Origin of the sequence: Psychrobacter sp. NC44 (assembly GCF_904846655.1) — a bacterium.
Classification (GTDB): domain Bacteria; phylum Pseudomonadota; class Gammaproteobacteria; order Pseudomonadales; family Moraxellaceae; genus Psychrobacter.
Genome location: NZ_CAJHBN010000005.1, coordinates 148771 through 171521 on the forward strand (window position 1 = coordinate 148771; position 22751 = coordinate 171521).

The 22751-nt window shown below is 43.0% G+C and carries 17 protein-coding genes and 1 other RNA gene; 16 read left to right on the top strand and 2 right to left on the bottom strand.

Features of this window, described 5'->3' with window-relative positions; all coding sequences use genetic code 11:
* Positions 1–249: 249 nt before the first annotated feature.
* Together glnA and JMX95_RS05715 are read left to right on the top strand one after the other, a co-directional pair.
* Complete coding sequence (gene glnA / locus JMX95_RS05710) at positions 250–1659, top strand: type I glutamate--ammonia ligase (RefSeq protein ID WP_201560248.1); 1410 nt, start codon at positions 250–252, stop codon at positions 1657–1659.
* Between the two features lie 194 nt (positions 1660–1853).
* Entirely contained in the window at positions 1854–2651 is a 798-nt protein-coding gene (locus tag JMX95_RS05715) for a DUF4124 domain-containing protein (RefSeq protein WP_201560249.1), read from the top strand.
* Between the two features lie 160 nt (positions 2652–2811).
* Here the strand turns inward: JMX95_RS05715 and JMX95_RS05720 are convergent, their stop codons facing one another.
* Positions 2812–3465: an SIMPL domain-containing protein gene (locus JMX95_RS05720; protein WP_413786180.1), complete on the bottom strand. Its 654-nt coding sequence runs from the start codon at positions 3463–3465 to the stop codon at positions 2812–2814.
* A 328-nt stretch (positions 3466–3793) separates the two neighbouring features.
* Here JMX95_RS05720 and ffs point away from each other — a divergent pair.
* The 12 genes from ffs (at position 3794) to msrB (ending at position 20015) form a co-directional block, all read left to right on the top strand.
* Positions 3794–3890: signal recognition particle sRNA small type (gene ffs / locus JMX95_RS05725), an RNA gene on the top strand.
* A gap of 196 nt (positions 3891–4086) precedes the next feature.
* Positions 4087–4683, top strand: a complete 597-nt coding sequence (locus JMX95_RS05730) for a LemA family protein (RefSeq protein ID WP_083475715.1) — start codon at positions 4087–4089, stop codon at positions 4681–4683.
* Between the two features lie 58 nt (positions 4684–4741).
* Complete coding sequence (locus JMX95_RS05735; RefSeq protein WP_201560251.1) at positions 4742–7795, top strand: M48 family metalloprotease; 3054 nt, start codon at positions 4742–4744, stop codon at positions 7793–7795.
* Positions 7796–7930: 135 nt separating this feature from the next.
* A complete protein-coding gene (locus JMX95_RS05740; RefSeq protein ID WP_201560252.1) occupies positions 7931–8815 on the top strand; it encodes a hypothetical protein in 885 nt (294 codons plus the stop codon).
* A gap of 128 nt (positions 8816–8943) precedes the next feature.
* Complete coding sequence (gene serC, locus JMX95_RS05745) at positions 8944–10053, top strand: 3-phosphoserine/phosphohydroxythreonine transaminase (protein WP_201560253.1); 1110 nt, start codon at positions 8944–8946, stop codon at positions 10051–10053.
* 246 nt (positions 10054–10299) lie between these two features.
* A complete protein-coding gene (locus JMX95_RS05750; RefSeq protein ID WP_201560292.1) occupies positions 10300–12132 on the top strand; it encodes an extracellular solute-binding protein in 1833 nt (610 codons plus the stop codon).
* 104 nt (positions 12133–12236) lie between these two features.
* Positions 12237–13016 carry a hydroxyacylglutathione hydrolase gene (gene gloB, locus JMX95_RS05755; RefSeq protein WP_201560254.1) on the top strand — a complete coding sequence of 260 codons (780 nt, stop codon included), beginning with the start codon at positions 12237–12239 and terminating at the stop codon, positions 13014–13016.
* A 90-nt stretch (positions 13017–13106) separates the two neighbouring features.
* A complete protein-coding gene (locus tag JMX95_RS05760; protein WP_201560255.1) occupies positions 13107–14174 on the top strand; it encodes a microcin C ABC transporter permease YejB in 1068 nt (355 codons plus the stop codon).
* A gap of 62 nt (positions 14175–14236) precedes the next feature.
* On the top strand, positions 14237–15268 hold the full coding sequence (locus tag JMX95_RS05765; RefSeq protein WP_201560293.1) for an ABC transporter permease: 1032 nt from the start codon (positions 14237–14239) through the stop codon (positions 15266–15268).
* A 124-nt stretch (positions 15269–15392) separates the two neighbouring features.
* Complete coding sequence (locus JMX95_RS05770; RefSeq protein ID WP_227675988.1) at positions 15393–17015, top strand: ABC transporter ATP-binding protein; 1623 nt, start codon at positions 15393–15395, stop codon at positions 17013–17015.
* A gap of 222 nt (positions 17016–17237) precedes the next feature.
* Positions 17238–18542 carry an iron-containing alcohol dehydrogenase gene (locus tag JMX95_RS05775; RefSeq protein WP_201560257.1) on the top strand — a complete coding sequence of 435 codons (1305 nt, stop codon included), beginning with the start codon at positions 17238–17240 and terminating at the stop codon, positions 18540–18542.
* A 267-nt stretch (positions 18543–18809) separates the two neighbouring features.
* Positions 18810–20015 (top strand): peptide-methionine (R)-S-oxide reductase MsrB, encoded by a 1206-nt coding sequence (gene msrB, locus JMX95_RS05780; protein ID WP_201560258.1) that lies wholly within the window; start codon positions 18810–18812, stop codon positions 20013–20015.
* A gap of 130 nt (positions 20016–20145) precedes the next feature.
* Here the strand turns inward: msrB and folE are convergent, their stop codons facing one another.
* Positions 20146–20742 (bottom strand): GTP cyclohydrolase I FolE, encoded by a 597-nt coding sequence (gene folE, locus JMX95_RS05785; protein WP_193008042.1) that lies wholly within the window; start codon positions 20740–20742, stop codon positions 20146–20148.
* A 353-nt stretch (positions 20743–21095) separates the two neighbouring features.
* Here folE and JMX95_RS05790 point away from each other — a divergent pair, with 353 nt between their 5' ends.
* A complete protein-coding gene (locus JMX95_RS05790; protein ID WP_201560259.1) occupies positions 21096–21902 on the top strand; it encodes an enoyl-ACP reductase in 807 nt (268 codons plus the stop codon).
* 110 nt (positions 21903–22012) lie between these two features.
* Positions 22013–22708, top strand: coding sequence for a YoaK family protein (locus tag JMX95_RS05795; RefSeq protein WP_198329879.1), 696 nt, complete (start codon positions 22013–22015; stop codon positions 22706–22708).
* Positions 22709–22751: the final 43 nt, after the last annotated feature.

The window sequence follows — 22751 nt, forward strand, 5'->3', positions numbered from 1 at the left end:
TTCAGCATAATGAGTGATATGTTGTTAGAATAATATCGAACCAAAACACTGGCGGTTCTTATTAAGCGCATAACTCAGATGACTATCTTTACTAATAATATTGACAGTGCTGAGAATAAGCATAATATTAAACAGGATATTTAGCTCTAAACGCAGCGCTGACTGTTATCAAACCAGAGATTTTTAATCAACAGATTGTACCTATAATTTTAAATCGCAATAACCTAATCAACACAACGGAGACTATTTATGTCGAACAAACTACTAGATCTTATCCAATCCTCTAATGCTAAATGGGTTGATTTTCGCTTCACTGATACACGCGGTAAAGAGCAACATATCAGCTTTCCAGCGCATAGCGTTGACGAAGAAGTGATGGAAGATGGCAAGATGTTTGATGGCTCATCTATTGCTGGTTGGAAAGGTATCGAAGCGTCAGATATGATCTTGCGTCCTGATCCAGAGACGGCTTTTCTTGACCCGTTCTTTGATTCACTTACCGTAGTTGTTACTTGTGATATCATCGAGCCATCAACGCTACAAGGTTATGATCGTGACCCACGTTCTATTGCGCGCCGCGCCGAAGAGTACTTAAAGTCAACGGGTATTGGCGATACTGCTTATTTTGGTCCTGAGCCTGAGTTCTTTATATTTGATGATGTGAAATGGTCAATTGATATGTCTGGCGTTAGCCATAAGATCACGGCCGAAGAAGCGGCATGGTCGACTAACAATGACTATGAGTGGGGCAACATGGGACATCGTCCACGTGTTAAAGGCGCTTACTTCCCAGTACCACCAATCGATAGCTCGCAAGACATGCGCTCTGTTATGTGTGAGCGTTTAGAAGAAATCATCGGTGAAGGCTGTGTCGAAGTTCATCACCATGAAGTTGCGCCTTGCCAGTCAGAAATTGGTGTCGCTTTCAATACGTTAGTCAAAAAAGCCGATGAAGTACAGCAGCTAAAGTATGTTGTGCATAATGTTGCGCATCAGTTTGGTAAAACGGCTACCTTTATGCCAAAACCAATCGTTGGTGACAACGGTTCAGGCATGCACGTGCATATGTCAATCTCCAAAGATGGTGTCAATACTTTCTCAGGTGATGAATATGCGGGTCTTTCTGAATCTGCACTGTATTTCATCGGTGGTATTATCAAGCATGCGCGTGCGTTGAATGCGATTACCAACCCATCGACTAATAGCTATAAGCGCCTAATACCGCATTATGAAGCGCCTATCAAACTTGCGTACTCAGCGTCTAACCGCTCAGCATCTATCCGTATTCCCCATGTTAGCAGCCCAAAAGCGGTACGTGTTGAAGCACGTTTCCCTGATCCAGCGGCCAACCCATACTTAACGTTTGCAGCGCTACTAATGGCAGGTCTTGATGGTATTCAAAATAAAATACATCCAGGTGAAGCGGCTGACAAAAACTTGTATGACTTACCACCAGAAGAAGAAGCACTCATCCCAACCGTTGCGGAGAGCTTAGAAGTTGCATTACAAGCCTTGCGTGATGATCATGAGTTCTTATTAAAAGGTGATGTATTCACTGAAGACATGCTAGAAGCGTTCATCGCTTTGAAAGAAGAAGAAGTGCAACGTGTCAATGTAACCGTGCATCCCGTTGAGTTTGACTTATACTACAGCTGCTAATTTATAGCTAAAACACTCAGTTATTTTGATACGTAAAAAAACCAGCTAAGAATAACTTAGCTGGTTTTTTTACATCTCAATAATAATTTGCTAAATCAACGGATATGTCCTCTTTGAAATTATTACTGATTTAACGCCCAAAGTATCGCATAATAGATATTCATAATATTAGGTACTCATTAGGTTGACTGACTATGACTTCATTATCAAAACCGGTTTTTTCAAACAGTAAGTTAGGGTTGGCACTGATTGCTGCTACGATGATTAGTATGGCAACTCTCTATGCTCCTTCAGTGAATGCTGCGCCTATTTATAAAGTTATTGACGAAAAAACAGGTCAAGTCACCTTTACCGATCGCCCGCAAAATTATGAACAGCAGGCAGGTAAAAAAATCAGCCAAACGGGTGTCACGACGAAAGAAAGTCGCGTCAGCTCAAGTAACAGTGATAACACGAGTAGTCAACCTCCTTCTAGTAATGTTAATACGACTACGCAAAATACGGCTGCTAAAAATAGCCCTGTCGCCAAACCAGTCGTCAATTATCAGCTTAATATTACTGAACCAAGCGCAGAACGTGCATATCGTCGCCCAGCCCAAAGCATTGATATCAAGGTACAAGTGAAGCCGGAGTTACAAGCAGGTGATAGTGTCAGTATTTATTTGGATGGCAATGAAGTCGCTCAAGGTCTCAGCGCATCGATTGCAACGGTAGATGTTTTACCAGGATCGCACAAGATAAAAGCCGTGTTGAAAAATGAGAAAAGTCAAACACTCAAACAAGTAGAGCGTACGGTTTATGTGATTCAAAACAATACAACATTGCAAAATAATAAGAAAATCGCGCAACAGCTTTTAGCTTATCAGAATCTACCTTGGTATCAAAAAGTGCTGTTAAAAATGCGTCAAGAGGGCAAACAACCGAATATGCAATCATTTACTAAGCCTATAGTGGATAAACCCATGACGCTTGAGCAACCAGTGACAAATTGACTTGTAGTTAATGTGTCAATCATGGATAAGTATAAGAACCCATACAAAGTAGAGTAACTTTATAAGTTAATTTCTTCTGTATAAACATAAAGGCAAGCGCTGATTGCAGCACTTGCCTTTATGTTTATAAGGATATTTATCAATTCTATGTATTTACAGCTTATTTAGTCAATTCAATCGTACCATTAGCAGTCACTGAGATAGTGCTATTGCCAGATTCAAAACTTTGGCTAGGTACTGATTCGTCTGCTGCGCCTGCTTTCATGCTCATAGCACTATACATCGGACGTGGGTAGTTGCTACCTGTATTTAGATTCACATTGACGACACGATAGCTACGAGCATCCCAAGCGCGTGTTAGGTTTTTAGCTTGTTGCTGAAAGGCACGAGACGCATTGGTCATCAGCTTTTGCTCAAGCGCATCCTTCTTGGTATCTGAGACACCAAAGTTCAGATTGTCCATCACCAACGTTTCTTGTAGGTCAGCGATGAGTTGGCTGGTTGCTGCAAAGTCGGTGCTCTTTAAATCGATGTTTGCTTGTCCTGTCCAGCCAATGATTTTGTCATTTTTATCATAGCGAGGGTAGGTGCGCTGTTGTCCGGTACTCACGGTGACCGTTGGATAGCGCTTAGCAATTTTCATGGCATTATTAATTGAGGTGTTGAGCGTTGTCGCTAGAGTTTTAGAATCCGTTGCCTGCGCTTTTTTATATAAGCTGGCTCGTACTTCATCATTCTGGATTTCTTCTTTTACTTCTGTCTGAAAAGTAAGCTGATCGTAGCCTGTTGGTTCTGCATGCGCGCTACCCATCATGGCTGTGAGTAAAAATGCAGTACCAGTCGTTAGAGCGGCTTTATTAAGTAAAGTGGTTTTCACAATGATCTCCTGAGTGAGTTATATCAATAGTATTTAGGTGAGCCATACCATAGGTAAGACTCGCCTTATTATGAGAAGCTGTCCATTTTAGTTATTAGTTGATACCGAGTATGCTCAGCTTCCTCAACTAAAATAGCAAAATTTAACAGGCTCGCTGTGAGAATTTTGTCACCTAAGTTACAGGGCGTTTTGAGATAATAGAAAGAGTTTTACGATAGGGGTTGTAATATTTAAAAATTCTTGTATAATTTGCAACTGGTGGCTCCATTGGTAGCCTCGCAACATTGTTCTATGAACCCCGCCAGGACCGGAAGGTAGCAACGGTAATAGTCACAGTGTGTGCCGAGGATTTGCTTTTGGAGTCGCTTTTTTTTGCCTAAAATTTGATACCTGTTTTGATATTTAATCAGAAATGCTCGTTTGATCTATTAAGCCCTTCATTGTAAAGGGCTTTTTTTCGACCTTTTTTTGTCCGATTTTGACCTTTGATTGATTAAGATGGGTTAAAATACAATGTATTAACTTTTATTAACATTCTGGACACTTTAGGGTTTTCTTATGAAGATGTTTGTTTGGTTGTTCATTGCCTTCGTGCTACTAGTGATTGTGTTTGGCGTATCTATATTTAATAAATTGGTACGCGCTCGCAACCAAGCGAAAAATGGTTTTGCCCAAATAGATGTACAACTGAAGCGCCGTCATGATTTGATTCCAAATTTGGTTGAAACTGCTAAACGTTATCTAACGCATGAAGAAGAGACGCTGACCCGTGTGATTAGTGCACGTAATCATGCCCAGAGCTTGCAAGACTCCAATACACATCAGCCAGACTCGCTTGAGCATATGGCGCTATTTGCCAAAGCTGAGAGTATGCTGTCTAAAGCGTTAGGGCAGTTCTCAGCGGTTGTGGAAGCTTACCCTGAGCTAAAGGCGGACAGCATGATTAAAGAGTTGATGGATGAGCTGACCAATACTGAGAACCGCATTGGCTTCGCCCGTCAGCACTATAATGACAGCGTGATGTTCTACAACAATGACCGCGAGGTATTTCCCAACAATCTTATTAGTACGACTTTTGGCTTTCGCCCGTTAAGCCCGCTAGTTTTTGAAGACAGAAAGGTGATCGCTCAAGCACCTGTCGTCAATATGGGCTGATATTGAATTATATTCATATGTTCAGATGCGTTTAGCTATTTTTAAGTCAGGCATATAGATGGATTTTTTTGGTGAACAACGCACCCGTACCCAGCGAAGTCTATTGCTCTATGGGCTATTTTTTCTCATTGTCTTTGCCCATCTGGCAGTAGCGCTGGGTATCATGGCGCTGCTGCTAACGATATTTACTGGTGGCATTTATCATTGGGTGTTGATACTGGTTGCTATCTGGACAATCGGTAGCTTTGTGATCGGTAGTTTTTTAGAGTACAGACGCTTAGAAGCGGGCGGTCGCGCTATTGCTCAGCGTGTGGGCGGGGTTCGGCTGTTTATCGACCACAGCCAAGATGCGTGGGAGCATAGTCAAGGGGTTGCTCACCAGCATGAGCCTATACCAAAGGTTCGTTTCAGCGCCCGTCATATCGCCGTGCGTGATGAGCGAGACTTCCCGCCTGTCTACCGTCGTTACTATGAGATTGCCCAGCAGCTAGCCATTGCTTCGGGTGTACGTATGCCGATTCTCTATGTATTGCCTGATGAGCAAGGTATTAATGGCTTCGTTGCTGGTCGTCATAGTCAAGATATGGTATTGGTCGTCACTCAAGGCGCGCTTGATAAGCTGTCCGATGAGGGGCTGTATGGGCTGATAGGGCATGAATATGGTCATATCTTGCATGGTGATGCGACGTTTAATTTGCAACTGATGGTGGTACTGGCAGGCTTGCAATTACTCTATGACTGGAGTGATTCTATTAATAATTTTGGCGCTGGTAATCAGAATAGCCATCACAATTATTTTGATGATGCGGTCAATCGACGCAATCTCTTGTCACAAAGAGTCGTCGATAGCCATGCGCGTAGCACTGAAGCTCAAACCGCCAACTTTACCACCCATAGTGAATGGGTAAGCTATTGGCAAAGTCAATCACAAAGCCAGCAGTCGTCAGCTAAGAGCCAGTCACGATGGCTACAAAATAATAATAAGTTTGATAGTCAAGCACCGCGCAATATTTGGACGTTGTTAATACATGGATTGAGTTTTTCGAGTATGGCCAGTGCGCAACTGATTAAACACAGCTTTAATCGCCAGCGTGAATTGCTTGCCGATGCGACCAGCGTGCAGCTGACACGCTCGCCGGCTATTATGGAAACCTTACAAGCCATTCATCAAGATTCGCTTGGTTCGCGCTTAACCAGTATCGCTGATATCAATGGTCTTAGTCATTTCTTCTTTGCCAGTAGTGGTGCTGATTTGGGTGACGTCTCTTGGTTTGCTACCCATCCGAGCTTGGCTGAGCGAATGAGTGCCATTAATGCCCACGCTTATCATGATTTTGCGGTAAAAGTAGCTAAAGAAAAGCGCATAAATCAACAGAAAATAAAAGAGATATATGAGCAGCGGCGATTAGGGAATTGGGGTTTCATAAAAGCAAATAGCCTAAGCGAAAACAAAAAAGAAAAAAATACCCAATCATCAATATTTGAAACTCAATCAGCGTTAAATAACAATAAAATCAATAACGATAAAAGCCTTACTAATAACAGCAATGATGTTATAGACAAAGAAATTACCCCTTTTCCTGCAAATGAAATAAAGAATGAGTTGGACGAAGATAAGGGACTGGAGTTTGTTATCGAGAAAGATGTCGTTGTTGCAGGACGTTTACAGGTTCAAGCGCAAGATACTGGTATTCATCAGTTGCTCAAGCCATGGCAAGCAAAACCTGATAGCGATTTGCCATCGGATACATTGATTGGTATCGACGATAGACAAAAAGTTTCACTGCCGCAGTATATACTCAATCACAGTTATCACCCGCTTGGGGCGCAAGCTTTGATTGAAGCAGTTATGTTGTGCCATCAAGGTCGTATATTATCAACGACTGAGAGTTATGACTTGAGTGATATCTGGCTTGGACTTGCTAACGATAAAGCGTCTGCTGTTGAAATCGATAATAACGCTAGCGCTAATATTAGCAGCCACCCCCAATTTTTAGCGCATACGATAGATCATAAATTATTAGCGGCAGTGGCACATCTTGATAGGCGTTTAGACAACGCATTGATTGCATTGGCAATAAAGCAATTGAGTCAGCATGACCTGTCAGAAACTGCTATCAATGAATCACGCTTAAGATATGAAGCGAGTCAGAGCAATCAAGATCATCAACATTATGTGCAGCAAAAAAAGTGTCGTACAATGCTGATGCGCTATCAACAGGGTATCATTGAGCTATTTGAACACTATCTAACGGCGGATTTAAGTCAACATTTGGCTGATAACATAGCCAGTGAAGATGGTGCTATGGATAAAACTAAGCCAGTATCAACGCACTCAGGAAAAATAGACTCTCGGTTGCCACCGATTTTATCATTATGGCAAGCGCTACAGTTGCAGCAATTATTACCGATATTGTCTGCCGTATTAAACGCTACAAAGGTCCAGTCGCATCTTCATCCTCAATCTTCTTCATCCTATCAATGGCAGCAAGTATTGAACGCTGGCACGGATGATATTTATGACCAGATTGACCCTTCAGGACAGGTGTTTGATGGTCTCGATGTTGCGGCGAAAACAATGCTTATTTTATTGGCTTATCGCCTATCAAAAGATGTTAAGGGTCAGGTCGTATCAGCACTAGATAGCTCAGTACACATTTCAGCACCTACTTCAGTACTCGGCTATAATAATGACAGTGTTGCTCACTATCTTGTGGATTTGCGGCGTCACGCACGTTTGATTGATATTGACTTAGCCGCCGTTAGTGACGCAAATTTGCAATGGCTACTATTGACTGCGCAAAATATAAATAGTATCCAGTTATTGGCAGTGATAGAAGCGGTGCCTATTTTATTAGCATCTGCCAGTCAATCATCTAGTTCTAAAGCCAAACGTAATGATAATTATAGACAGAGGCAACAGGGCGGCGCTCAAATAGATTATAATGTGATTAATAATAAGCCTTATGATTACAATGATTACAATGATTACCGGCAATGGCTGAGCACATTGCATACGGTGATGTTACACGATACGATAGTCAGTCAAGATGAGTATGATTGCTTGTCCATGTTAGCCAATCATTGGTTAGGCGTTCGGCAGCTTTTTTGAGCAATTTAGTTGATGGTACTTAAGTAATTGTTTTGCTGGCAAGAAACGATATGTTCTTGACCTTTTCTTAATAGCATTTCTTTTGATAGTAAAAGCCTGTAAATTCATTTTAGATAAGTAGGATAGTAAATAAGCATGAGTGATATCCGAGACCCGCTAATTGTATTGCAGCAGCGCATGCAGCAGCGCCAGATTTTAGCGATGATGGGTATCAATCAGTGGGTGCAGCCGAGCTCTGAAACCATGAATATCGCCGATATTTCTGCGCCTGCCTTGCCTGATGCGGTTACAGCTAACGCTAGCATTGCATCTCATTCTAATGCTACTACTTCTACAACGAGCACCGAACAGCCAAGCATTGAATCTTCTAATATTGAACCCCCAAATATCGATACTATAAACGTCGCCATAGCAGATATGGTAGATGATGAGTCTAATCATTCTTATGATGACGCTAATGAAACAGGCTTAAGTCCTTCTGACCAACAAAGCCCCGTCATCTATAGTTTTGACTCGACTGCCCCTGATATCTCCAAGCCGGCCGTTACCTCACTTGTAAATACGGTCGTTCAGCACACTACGATTGATAATATAAACGACGCTCCGAGCTTTGAAGACGTTGGTTTTAAGGAAGAGGGCTTTAAAGAGGAAAGCTTTAAAAAGGTAGCACCATTTGATTTACAAGGTGGTCGCTATGGCGATTGGGTAATTTTGGTTGATATCCAAGCCCTTAATAATGACAGCCAAAAGCTGTGGCAAAATATCACCCAGGCGCTATCCATCAGTTGTGAGACAACCTCATTTCCTATTTGTGAAGGTATGGATACCGCTGAGCTTGCCAATGCCAGCCTTGCAGGATATGTCTTTAAAATTGGTCGTCGCGAAGAGATAAAAGTTGCCGCATTGACAGTGTTACCTGACGGTCTTGAGCATCCGAACTTTACCACTGTGCCGACACTCGATGAGATGCTGGCTGATAGTAGCCTTAAACGTCAGCTGTGGGAGCAGTTATCAAAGTAGTATTAAAGGCTTACCACTTACTATTATTACGACTACTACGGCAGAGATTAAAAAATAACGATAACATTCACCTTTAACATTTAATCTTTAATAACCACGATGATTTCATCATATTTAGGATAATGATTATGACCACTAAAGCCGCTCCTAACCGTGTACCCAACTTTTCAGCGGGACCTGCCACCATACCTACCGCCGTCTTATCACGCGCTCAAGAAGAGTTGCTTGATTGGCAGGGACGCGGTATGTCGGTCATGGAAGTGAGTCACCGTAGTAAAGAGTACATCGCGATTACTGAAAAAGCGGAAGCCAAATTGCGCTCGCTCATGGACATTCCAGATAACTATAAAGTGCTGTTTTTACAAGGCGGTGCCAGCTTACAGTTTTCAGCGATTCCATTAAACTTATTAAATGGTAGCCGCGCAGATTATTTAACGACAGGTACTTGGTCTGGTAAAGCGGTTAAAGAAGCACAGCGCTATGCCAAACTGGGTTTGGGCGAGGTTAATGTGGTGGCAACGGGTAAAGACAGTAATTTTACTGACGTGCCAGCCCAAAGCGATTGGAACCTAAGCGAAGATGCGGCGTATTTCCATTACTGCGCTAATGAGACCATTCATGGTTTGCAGATTTTTGAGCCGCCACAAGTCGATGCACCAATTATCGCCGATATGTCTTCTTGCATTTTGTCACAGCCAATCGATGTCTCTAAATTTGGCATGATTTATGCGGGTGCGCAAAAAAATATCGGGCCAGCAGGACTAATTATCGTCATTATTCGTGAAGATTTATTGGGCAAAGCGAGTGAGTGGTGCCCACTACTGATGAACTATGAACACCAAGCTGAAAAAGAGTCGATGTCAAACACGCCAGCGACCTATTCTTGGTATTTAGCAGGACTAGTATTTGATTGGTTAGAAGAGCAGGGCGGCGTTGCTGCTATTGGTAAAATCAACCAGCAAAAAGCCGATTTACTCTATAAAACGATTGATGACAGCAGCTTTTATAGTAATCCCGTTGACCCCAAATATCGCTCTATCATGAACGTGCCGTTTACGTTAGCCGACAGCAGCCTTGATAAAGTGTTTTTAGAAGAGTCAGAGGCGGCGGGCCTCATGAATCTAAAAGGTCACCGCGATGTCGGCGGTATGCGCGCCAGTATTTACAATGCAGTGTCATTAGAGTGGGTACAGCAGTTGGTTGACTTTATGATAGATTTTGAAAAAAAACACGCTTAAGTTAGTACAGGCTTTGAAACAAAAGGCGCAACTTTAAGAGCTGCGTCTTTTTTTATGTCTATTAGCGTTTTTTTAAGTAGCATAATGCGTTATGTAGCATCCTTAACACCGCAAAGCATTAGGTTAAAAAACCTAAGTTTGTTATGATAAAATTTCTTCAATTGCCTATTTTGCCGTCAGTCGCGCATTTTTTATCCAAGTCGGTTTAGAGTAGAAGGTCGTTATGAGGGGTATTACATAGTCATGATGCTAAAAAATACCATACTAAAAGCCGTCTTGCTTGTCATGACTAGCAGCTGGATACCTGTTAGTATCGCAGCGCCAATCACCACGACTGCGCTTGGGCACAATAGTACCACTGAGTATATTGACGTACCATACATGCCCTATGCCAATCCAAAGGCGCCCAAAGGTGGTACGCTTTCATTGGATGCACGCGGCACCTTTAATGCGGCCAATAAATGGATGACCACAGGTGTGGCGATGGTTGGTACGGACTATCTGTATGATACCTTGATGACAGGCTCACTCAATGAAGCCTTTACCATGTATCCGCAGCTGGCAACCAAAGTAACTTATGACCCTGATGATACCAGTTGGATTATTTACCATATTAATCCTGCTGCGCGCTTTTGGGATGGCACGCCGGTCACCAGCAGTGACGTCAAAGCGACTTATGATGCACTGTTAAATAAAGGTCCGATGTATATTCGCAGCTATTTGGGTGATATTAAAAATATTGAAATTATTAATAAGCAGCAAGTCAAATTTGTCTTTGCTTCTGAAGATAATCAAGAAATTCTATTAACGGTCGGACAGTTTCCTATTTTTGCCAAGTCCTCTATCGATACTGATTTTGAGAAAATCACTTTGACGCCATTGATGGGCAGTGGTCCTTATAAGTTAGGGCGTGTCGATGCAGGGCGCTCGGTCAGCTATGTACGTGACCCCAATTATTGGGGTCGTGATTTGATGGTCAATCGCGGTCGTTATAACTTCGATATGATTAAGTTTGTTTATTATCAAAGCGATGAGATTGCCTTTGAAGGTTTTAAGTCTGGTCAATATCGTTTTCGCCCTGAGAATAAAGCGTCGAACTGGGCAACGGGCTATAAATTCCCTGCAGTCAAGGCAGGGATGATTAATAAAGAAACGATTAGCAGCGAAAACCCAGTACCAATGCAAGGGCTAGTGATGAATATGCGACGTCCCATCTTTCAAGATATTCGTGTTCGCCAAGCACTGAGCAAGGCTTATGACTTTGAGTGGATGAATAAGACCTTGTTTCATGGGCAGTATGAGCGCTTACAAAGCTTCTTTCATGGCTCCGAGCTTGCCGCAACAGGGATGCCATCTGCTGAAGAGATGCAGGTGCTTACGCCTTTATTACCCAAGCTTGAACCGCTGCAACGTCAAGCCGTATTAATGGAGTGGCAATTGCCTACCAGTGACGGTAGCGGCTTTAACCGTAAAGGACTGTTAGAAGCGCGGCAGCTGTTGCTAGATGCTGGGTTTTATTATAACGATATGAAACTATATCAGCCCAATGGACAACTTGCTCAGATTGAGATATTGATGACAGGCGAAACCATGGGTCGGGTGCTGCTGCCATATATTCGAAATCTAAAGCGCTTGGGATTTGATGCGACGTTACGTCAAGTCGACGGACCACAATATTATGAGCGGGTACGCCGTTTCGATTATGATATGGTGGTCGATGTATTTGCTCAGAGTTTATCCCCTGGTGCGGAACAAGTTGGCTTTTGGGGTAGCTCAGCCGCTGACCAAGCGGGCAATAGAAACACTATTGGTATTAAAAATACGGCGATTGACACAGTAATAGATCAGTTAGGCAAAGCCAAAAATCGTGATGAGATTGTTTTATATACTCAGGTGCTCGATCGCCTACTACGTGCTGGTCATTATTTAGTGCCCTTATACGGCAAATCAGCGACCAATGTCGCCTATTGGGATCAATATCGTCATACTGAAAAACTGCCCTCTAATGCCATCGGTATTGACTACTGGTGGACGGATAAAGAAGCAGAAGCACATGTTAACCAATACTTGAAGCAATAATTTAGAACAATAAAGGAAATAACGCTTCATCTTAAAATTTTATTTCGTTTAAAAAATCAATAAAAGACATCAGCAATAAAGATAACTACTGGTAAGGATTTAATATGACTATTCGCATTCACCCAATCAAAGCGTTCAATGATAATTATATTTGGACATTGATTAATGAAAATAATAAACAGGCGATCGTGATTGATCCTGGTCAAGCTGAGCCTGTCATGAGTTATTTGGAAGAAAATAAATTAGAGCTAACGTCTATCTGGACGACTCATCATCATCATGACCATATCGGCGGTGTCGCAGAACTGCAAGAGTCTTATCCGATGACGCATCTGGTTGCGCATACTGAGCATAATGTCGATGAAGATCAAACCATCAAAGATGGCAGTACCGTCAGTGCGTGGGGCTGTGCAGCACAAGTATGGGATGTGTCCGGTCATACCGCAAGCCACGTGGCGTATATTTTAGATATCGATGGACAGAAGCATTGTTTTTGCGGTGATACCTTATTTAGTGCTGGATGCGGACGGGTATTTACGGGGACGATTGAGCAATTACACAACAGCTTTAAGCGTTTAAATGGTTTACCAGCTGAGACGCTACTATATCCTGCGCATGAATACACTGCCAGTAATCTGCGCTTTGGACTATCTATTGAACCTACTAATGACGCAATGCAGCAAGCACTGATTCAAGCAGAAGAAAAAACCACTCAAAGTATTCCGACGTTGCCAGTCACTCTAGAACATGAACGTGCGATCAATGTATTTTTACGGACGCAAGAGCCGAGTGTGATAGCAGGGGTGAAGTCTAAAACAACTATCGATGATGATAAATCTTTGGCTGTATTTGCTGCGTTACGTGAGCTTAAAAATAGCTTTTAAACCATAACGGGCGCTTCGACTGACGTTTCGATAGTTATTAGCTGCGTATTCTTTCTGTCGTCATATTTATTATCTTAGGAAGCCGTCGTTATGGGTCGTTATATCTTAAAAAGGTTACTACTGATATTACCGACGCTTTTTTTGATATTGCTCGCAAACTTTGTGATTGTACAAGCAGCGCCTGGTGGTCCTGTCGAGCAGCAACTGGCGCTTATTGAGCAAGGGGCAAAAGACAATGCGCTTGGCGGTAATATTGGCGCGGGTAGTGCGGGAAATAACAGTACCTATCAAGGTACGCGTGGCTTATCTGAGGAAATGGTTGCAGCGATTAATGCCCAATACGGCTTTGATAAATCGGCACCTGAGCGCTTTTGGCTCATGTTAAAGAATTACGCTCAGCTAGATTTCGGTGAGTCTTTTTTTAAAGGGCAGTCGGTAACAGATTTAATTATCGAGAAATTACCCGTTTCTATCTCGCTTGGACTCTGGAGCACGCTGCTGATTTATATGATAGCGATTCCACTAGGTATCTATAAAGCCATGCATCATGGCTCGGGGATTGATAAAGTTACTGCTATGCTACTGGCTATCGGGCATGCAATACCTGTTTTCGTATTTGCCGTTATATTACTGGTGTTTTTTGCCGGTGGTAGCTACTGGAATATCTTTCCACTGCAAGGATTAACTTCTGAGAACTTCGATCAATTAAGCGCGCTGGGTAAAATCAAAGATTACTTTTGGCATTTAGCGCTACCACTGCTGGCAAGTACGATTGGCGGTTTCGCTGGCTTGACTTATTTGACCAAGTTTAGCTTTTTAGAAGAGCTGGGTAAGCAATATGTGCTTACTGCTCGTGCCAAAGGCTTGGCTGAGCGTCAAGTGCTATACGGACACGTGTTTCGTAATGCCATGCTGATTATTATTGCAGGTATTCCAGCGGCTATCGTTGGCATTTTCTTTGCCGGAAACTTCTTAATCGAGATTATTTTTAAACTTGATGGTTTGGGGTTGTTAGGTTTTGAAGCCATTCAGCAGCGCGATTATCCGGTGATATTTGGTACATTGTTTATTTTTACCTTGGTCGGACTGTTATTACAGTTAATCAGTGATTTGAGTTATCACTTGATTGATCCTCGTATTGATTTTGAGGGGCGATAATGTCAGATAAAATATCAAATCATCCGTTACCTTCAACGCATTCATCTGCATCTCCTGTCTCTATGCCAAAAAAACGTCGCCTAAATCCTATCTGGCAGGCACGCCTCAACCGCTTTCGCCGTAATTGTCTAGGCGTCGTATCATTATTCATTTTTGTGCTGATATTCGTCATTTGTATGGCAGCCAATGTGATTGCCAATGACAAGCCGCTACTGGTGCAGTATCAAGGCGATTATTACTTTCCTGTCCTAAAAGCCTATCCTGAAACGGCTTTTGGTGGGGTGTTTGAGACTGAAGCCAATTATAAAGACCCTGCGGTGCAAACGCTGATTAATGAGCAGGGTTTTTACATTATGCCGCCGATTCCATTTGCCGATCAGACACCAAACGTTGAGCTGGGTATTCCATATCCAGCAGCGCCCAATAGCCAGAATTGGCTTGGTACTGATGACTTAGGCCGTGATGTGTTGGCACGGATACTTTATGGCATGCGCGTGTCATTATTGTTTGGTTTAGCATTAACACTTGCTGGGGCAGTGATTGGCATCATCGTCGGTGCGATACAAGGCTATTACGGTGGTTGGATAGATTTGGCAGGGCAGCGCTTCATGGAAGTATGGGGCGGTATGCCGCAGCTGTTTATGATTATTATTTTGGTCAGCTTATTCAGCCCTAGTATCTTCATGCTATTTGCTATGATGTTATTATTTGGTTGGATGGGACTGGTTGGTTTGGTACGGGCAGAGTTTTTGCGCGCGCGTAACTTTGACTATGTGCGTGCTGCGCGTAATCTTGGGGTATCGGACAGTCAAATCATGCTAAGGCATATCTTGCCCAATGCCCTAGCGTCAAGCTTGTCACAACTGCCATTTATATTAACAGCTAATATTATTGCTTTAACGGCACTAGACTTTTTAGGTTATGGCTTGCCGCCTGGGTCACCGTCTCTCGGCGAGCTGATGGTACAAGGGAAAAATAACCTAGATGCACCATGGCTTGCGCTATCTGGGTTTTTTAGTTTGACCTTTATCTTATCATTGCTGATTTTCGTTGGCGAAGCGCTACGTGATGCCTTTGATCCGAGGCGCTCCTGATATGACAACTGATGATGTGACAACTGATGATGTGATAACGACTAATATAACGACTACTAAGCAAAGTGTTACTGAGCACAATGCCCATTCAAATAACAATCATAGCAATAGCCAAAATAAGCTTATGCTGAGCGTCGATAAACTTAGCATCGTCACGGACGCAGGCAGCGTTCTGGTCGATAAACTATCGTATGAGCTACGGCAAGGGCAGACGTTAGCGATAGTAGGTGAATCAGGCTCTGGCAAATCCATTGCAAGTCTCGCGCTATTAGGCTTATTGCCAGACAGTTTGACTGTTAGCGGTGAGGTGAAGCTGGCAGGGTCAGCAGGTTTGACTGTGCTACCGATAGCCAATGCCAATGTTGGTGTTAGTGCTAAGGCACGTAACGCTGCGCTGCGCTCTATTCGCGGACAGCGCATCGGCATGGTGTTTCAAGAGCCGATGACAGCGCTCAATCCACTACATACAGTTGCCAAACAAATTGCTGAATCACTACGTCTAGTTGGTGTGCCCAAGAAACAATGGCAAAGCCAAACAATCGATTTACTAAATGATGTCAATATTACCAATCCGATTGATAAGTTGAACCGCTATCCGCACGAGTTATCAGGTGGTCAACGTCAACGGGTCATGATTGCCATGGCATTGGCACAGCAGCCTGATATTTTAATCGCTGATGAGCCGACCACCGCGCTTGATGTTACTCTCCAACATGAGATTCTCGCTCTATTAGATGATCTTAAGCGTCAGCATAATATGGCGATGGTGCTTATTAGCCATGACCTCAATCTGGTCAGGCGCTACAGTGATGACGTCATCGTGATGCGCCAAGGACAGACGATTGAGCAAGGGCAAACCGCAGCGGTGTTTAACCAGCCCAAAGCCGAATATACCCGCTCGCTAATCAAACAAGACTTTGGCCAAGCACTGAACTTCTCTAATGATGATAAAATTCAGCAATCAACCGTATTGCAAGTCAGCAATTTACAAGTACAGTTTCCCATTGAAAAAAGTCTGTTTGGTGGTACTAAGCGCTGGTTTGATGCGGTAAAAAATGTTGATATGACGCTACAGAAAGGGTGGGCGTTAGGCATTGTAGGTGAGTCAGGCTCTGGAAAAACCACCATCGCACTTGCGTTAAGTCAATTACTTAGCAATCAAGCGCGTGTGGGTGGCGAAATAATGGTCAATGGACAAGATATTTCAGTATTGTCCAAGGGTGAGCTACGTCAGTTTCGCTCGCAAATTCAAATGGTATTTCAAGACCCATTTGCCAGTATCAATCCACGTATGACGGTGATGCAAATCGTTGAAGAAGGATTGCTCGTACAAGGCGTTGATAAGGCAGCACGGCAGCAGGCAGTGATGGATAGCCTTACTACCGTGCATCTGCCAGCTGAGTTTTCGCATCGCTATCCGCATGAGCTATCAGGTGGTCAGCGTCAGCGTGTCGCACTTGCGCGCGCCCTTATTATGCAGCCGAGTCTATTGATATTGGATGAGCCGACGTCCGCGCTTGATAGTACCACGCAGGTGACCGTCGTTAATTTACTACGTGAAATTCAGGAAAAATTGCAAATCAGCTATGTGTTTATTAGTCATGACTTAAAAGTGGTGCGCGCCTTATGTCAGCAAATTATGGTGCTTAAAGATGGCATATGTATTGAGTCTGGACGTACTGAAGATATTTTTAATAGCCCACAGCATCCCTATGCGCAGCAGTTGCTGCAGGCGAGTATGATTTAGCTTAGCCAAAAAGAGTTAAGCAGATAGAGTCAAATAAGTAGAACATGGCAGTTCATACTAATTGCGATATCCTAAAAATAGCAGTGATACAATAAGTTAAACAGACGTTCACTTTAGTTAGATGCTTAAATTTGTTTAATTTTTAGTTAAAGAGCAGTTTAAATCGCTGCTTTAAAGGATTGTCATCGCTATTATTACCATCAATAAAAAGGATTTTTACTCATGAAAAAACAAAATAGTATTGCTAAATTAGTAAATAACAAGTTAGTAAATACTAATGGATTGCAGCAAGTTGGTTATTTAGCCGTTGCTAAAACACGCGCTAAAGTCTTAAAAGCGTTCGCTTATGTTGTTCCAATTAGAAGACCAATGCTATTTGTTGGTGAGAGCTCTTGTGAAGAGCTATGTGATATGGCTATCAACGAAGGCAGCACCAATGTATTTATCGTCACTGATGCCGTGCTTAATAAGCTAGGTATCCCAGCCAAAGTGACTGATTATCTAGATAGCAAAAATATCAGCTATACCGTTTATGACGGCATTACCCCAGACCCTACTTTTAAGGTTGTCGAAAAAGGACTGCGCAAATCTATCGATGCTAAGTGCGATTCAATTATTGCCATCGGTGGTGGTTCGGTCATTGATGCGGCTAAGATGATTGCGATGTCACAAGGCAATAGCTGCAAGCCGCAACAACTTATCGGCATTCTTAAAGCCAGAAAGCCTTCTATGCCGCTCTATTGTATTCCTACCACGGCTGGCACAGGTTCAGAAGCAACCCTTGGTGCAGTAGTATCAGACGATAAAACGCATCAAAAAGCGCTGTCTATTGACCCAAGAATGGTGCCATTAGCAGCGGCTATTGACCCTGTTATTATGAAAGGCATGCCGGCTCATATCACAGCGGATACGGGTATCGATGTTTTAACGCACGCGCTTGAAGCTTGGATGAGTGCTAATGCGAGCGTAGAGACCGATTATTATGCGGCTTCTGCGGTCAAATCTGTGATGCAAAACCTACCGCTGGTTTATAAAGACGGCGGCAATCTTAAAGCCAGAGAAGAGATGGGTATTGCCGCTCATTACGGCGGTATCGCCTTTAATAAAGCGGGTCTTGGTTACGTCCATGCTATCGCTCATCAGCTAGGGGCGTATTACAGTATTCCTCACGGTCGTGCCAATGCCATCGTGCTGCCGTATGTGCTTGATGTCAATCGTCAAGGAAGTAAAAAAAGACTGGCAGAGTTGGCTAGAAAAACAGGTATGGTAAAATCGGGACAAGCTAGCAAGAGTGATGCTGAGATTGCCGACCACCTCATCGCGCAAGTACGCGAACTGATTGCTACTTTGAATATAGATCCAACGGTGAAAGGCATGCAAAGCAGTGATTTTGATAAAATTGCCAAAGCAGCAGCAAAAGAAGTCAGTGATACCTATGCCGTACCAACGTATCTATCAGCGTCTGAAATCAAGGCTATTTTAACCAAGATTCAGCAAGCCAGTGATGAGCATACTGCTGGAAAATAAAAGAGTAACTAAGCTACATAAGCTGCCTAAGATATATTGATGTAATATAAAAGAGCACACTACGCTGTCCGTAATGTGCTCTTTTTTTAATTATTGTACTTTGTAGCAAACTTATCTTATTAAGAAATTGGGTATAATTCAGGATTATACTGTTTAATTATATTAAATAATATCTAATTACTGTTAAATTTTTATAACAATGTAGGTATGGTTTAGTGAGGTCAAAGAGTTATCATAGTTATATTATATTACTTTTAGGAGGTATCGATGAATCATAAATTAAAGACGGGCGCTATTTCGATGGCTGTAGCAGCCATCAGTATGGTTTTCGTTGGCTGTGCTGCCACCGAAAATACGCCCGCTGTAAAAAATACTGCCATCGATAATCCTTATGCGCCAACGGATCCAAATCTCGCAGTCGCTACGGTCGCTGGCGGTTGTTTTTGGTGCGTGGAAGCGGGTTATGAAAAGATACCTGGCGTTGTAGAAGTGGTCTCTGGCTATACCGGCGGTCAATCGACCAATCCAACTTATAGCACTGTATCAGCAGGCGGCACAGGGCATACTGAAGCGGCTCAAGTATATTATGACCCGACGAAAATCACCTATAATGGTCTCGTTCAAGCGTTATGGCGCATTGGGGATCCTACCGATGATAAAGGTCAGTTTGTAGATCGTGGTACTCAGTATCGTCCTGCTATTTTTTATAATAATGCACAAGAAAAGCAGATAGCAGAAGCGGCTAAGCAATCACTGCAAGACTCTGGTATCTATAGCAAACCAGTTGTGATTGAAATTGTTGCTGCTAGCAAGTTTTACCCATCTGAAGAGTATCATCAAGATTATTATAAGAAAAACCCAATCCGCTATAAAGCTTATACCTTTAATTCTGGTCGCTATCAGTTTATCGAAAGTGTCTATGGTAAAGACTACGAGCTGGATTTTAGCCAGTTTAAACCTACGGCGGCAGATAGCGTACAGGCATCATTAAACAATGCGACAGCTACTAAAGCTAGTACAGGATTCAATCCTGATACTTTTGTGAAGCCTGCACAGGATGAGCTAAAGCAGTCACTCAGTGACATTCAATATAAAGTCACTCAAAAAGACGGCACCGAACGCGCTTTTGATAATGAATATTGGGATAATAAAGCGCCTGGGCTGTATGTCGATGTGATATCGGGGGAGCCACTATATTCCTCTCGTGACCAATACAAATCTGGCACTGGCTGGCCAAGCTTTACCCGTCCATTGAGCACAGATATGGTCGTTGAGAAGGAAGACCGAGGGATATTCGGCACCCGTACCGAGATTCGTAGCCGCTATGCAGACTCACACGTCGGTCATGTATTTGACGATGGTCCAGCACCGACAGGCAAGCGCTACTGTATGAATTCAGCGGCAATGCGTTTTATTCCACTGGCGCAGATGGAAGCAGAAGGTTATGGCAATTGGATTGATGACGTAAAATAGGTTAGTTAAGCTTCGTTATATTGCAATCAAGGATTGATTGCTAATTATTAATGATAGCTATATTGAAAGGTACGCATTAAAAAAGGATACTTAAGTATCCTTTTTTTATTATCTATTATTACTTGAAGCGTTAGAATGCAGGCTGACGTCTAGGGATCGCACTCAAAAACTCATTGCGTGCTTGATTGTCATGTACGTACTCACCCAACATCGATGTTGTACGTGTGGTGGAGTGCTGCTTATTTACGCCGCGCATCATCATGCACATATGCGCTGCATCCATCACTACTGCTACGCCGCGACAGCCAGTGACATCCATGATAGTTTGTGCCACTTGCTCGCTTAAATTTTCTTGAACTTGCAAGCGACGGGCGAACATGTCGACGATACGGGCAAATTTTGATAAGCCCAGTACTTGACCATTGGGTAAATAGCCTACATGAGCGATACCATGAAAAGGCAGCATATGATGTTCGCACAATGAATAAAATTCAATATTTTGTACCAATACCAGCTCGCGATTGCTCGATGGAAACAGGGCGTCGTTGACGACTTCATCCAAGCTTTGATGATAACCTTGGGTTAAATGTGCAAAAGCTTTCGCGGCACGCATCGGCGTTTCTTCAAGACCGGGACGCTGTAAGTCCTCGCCAGTTGAGAGAATCAGTTGGCGATAAGACTCAACGCTTTCTTGGTAATTTGATGCTATTGTTGGGGTGTTACTCATAAGTTTGGCAGCCATCCAAAATGTGGGTGTAGCTTAACGCTAAATCCCTAATTACGAACAGTCACAAATAACTGTGGTAAAGGATTTTTATAAAAATTGTGCAAGCTGGGAAGGGCTGTGATTATACTTGAAATCTACTTAACTTCATACTGCTGTGGCGAGCAGTTGGGCGTTTAATCAATATTAGACGCCATTATAAGGGAATACAGTTTACGACTGTTTACTTAAATTAATTCGTGTATAATGACTTATTTTATAATTTATGCTTTTTACGCTGTGATATTCATCGTATCTAATCACTCTAAATAACCTAATATGATTAAATAATTTTGATCGACCCAAAAGGAAATATTATGCTACTACAAGGACAACGATTTGTCGTGACAGGCATTGCGAGCAAACTGTCTATCGCTTGGGCTATCGCTGAGGCACTGCACCGTGAGGGTGCCTCATTAATTTTCACTTATCCTAATGATAAGATCAAAAAGCGTGTCGATATGGCAGCGGAGAAATTCGAAGCAGATTTGGTACTTGAGTGTGATGTGGCGTCTGATGAGTCTATCGCTGCCTGCTTTGAGCAAGTCACTGCCCATTGGGGTGATGGAATCGATGGTGTGGTACATGCGATTGGCTTTGCACCGATGGATCAGCTTGATGGCGATTTTGTTAATGCGACGACCCGTGAAGGCAGTCAAATTGCCCATGATATCTCAAGCTATAGTTTTGTAGCATTAGCCAAAGAAGCTCGTGCTTTATTGGCCATGCGTCACGGTTCGATGCTGACATTGACATATGAAGGTAGTATCTCGGTATTGCCAAACTACAACGTCATGGGTATGGCAAAGGCTAGCCTTGAAGCCAGTGTTCGCTATTTGGCTACTTCGATGGGTGGTGAAGGCATTCGTGTCAATGCGATATCAGCAGGTCCTATTCGCACGCTTGCTGCCAGTGGCATCAAATCATTCCGTAAAATGCTCGATATCAGCGAAAAAATCGCGCCGCTACAACGTAATATCACACAAACCGAAGTCGGTAATGCGGCGCTTTTCTTGCTATCACCTTGGGCATCTGGTATTACCGGCGAGATTATGTTTGTTGACGCAGGTTTTAATACCGTTGCTATCAGTGAGCAATTAATGATGCTTGATGAGCCGAAATAATCCACTTCAATAGTCGATTATAGGGTTCTATAGATCAGGAAGGCAGCCAATCGGTTGCCTTTTTTGGTTATAATAGATGCTTTTTGGTGATAAGCCATTAGGCGGCGAATATGATAACCAAATTACCAAAGTGGATATTGTGGGGCGGGGCAGTACTGGCATTCAGTGCTGGCTGTGTTAACACTGCTGCGTTAATGGGGTTTACCAATCTATCGGTTTCTCACGTCACTGGCAACGTAAGCTTATTTGCAGCGGCTATTGCTTACTTGGATGTGCGTAGTATCTTGTATATCGGTGCGCTACTACTGTCTTTTTTGGCAGGTGCGATACTGAGTGGTTATGTAATTGGGCAGACATCATTAAAGTTAGGTAGGCGCTATGGTAGTGCGCTATATATCGAGGCGGCACTGTTAATGGCCAGCTACTGGTTGTATCAGCAGCATGATTATTTAGGACAGTTGGCAGCGGCAATGGCATGCGGATTACAGAATGCCATGGTAGCGACTTATAGTGGCGCGGTTATTCGAACTACCCATTTGACGGGTTTGACATCAGATATGGGCGCAGCGATTGGCAACTGGTTGGCGGGTCGATCGATTAGCAAACCGACATTAGGGTTCCAAGCCATTATTTGGTATTGCTTTTGCGGTGGCAGCGCCGTTGGAGCATTTTTATTCGCCAAGGTTGGCTATGAAGCGCTATTTGTACCCATTGCTATCGTTTTAACAGCAGCATTTATATATAACTACGTCTCAGATCGCTTGCCAGAAAAAAGAGAGCCAAAAAATAAAAGGCACTCATCATAACGATCAGTACCCTTTATTTTTTGCTTTGAGGTAATAATAAAGC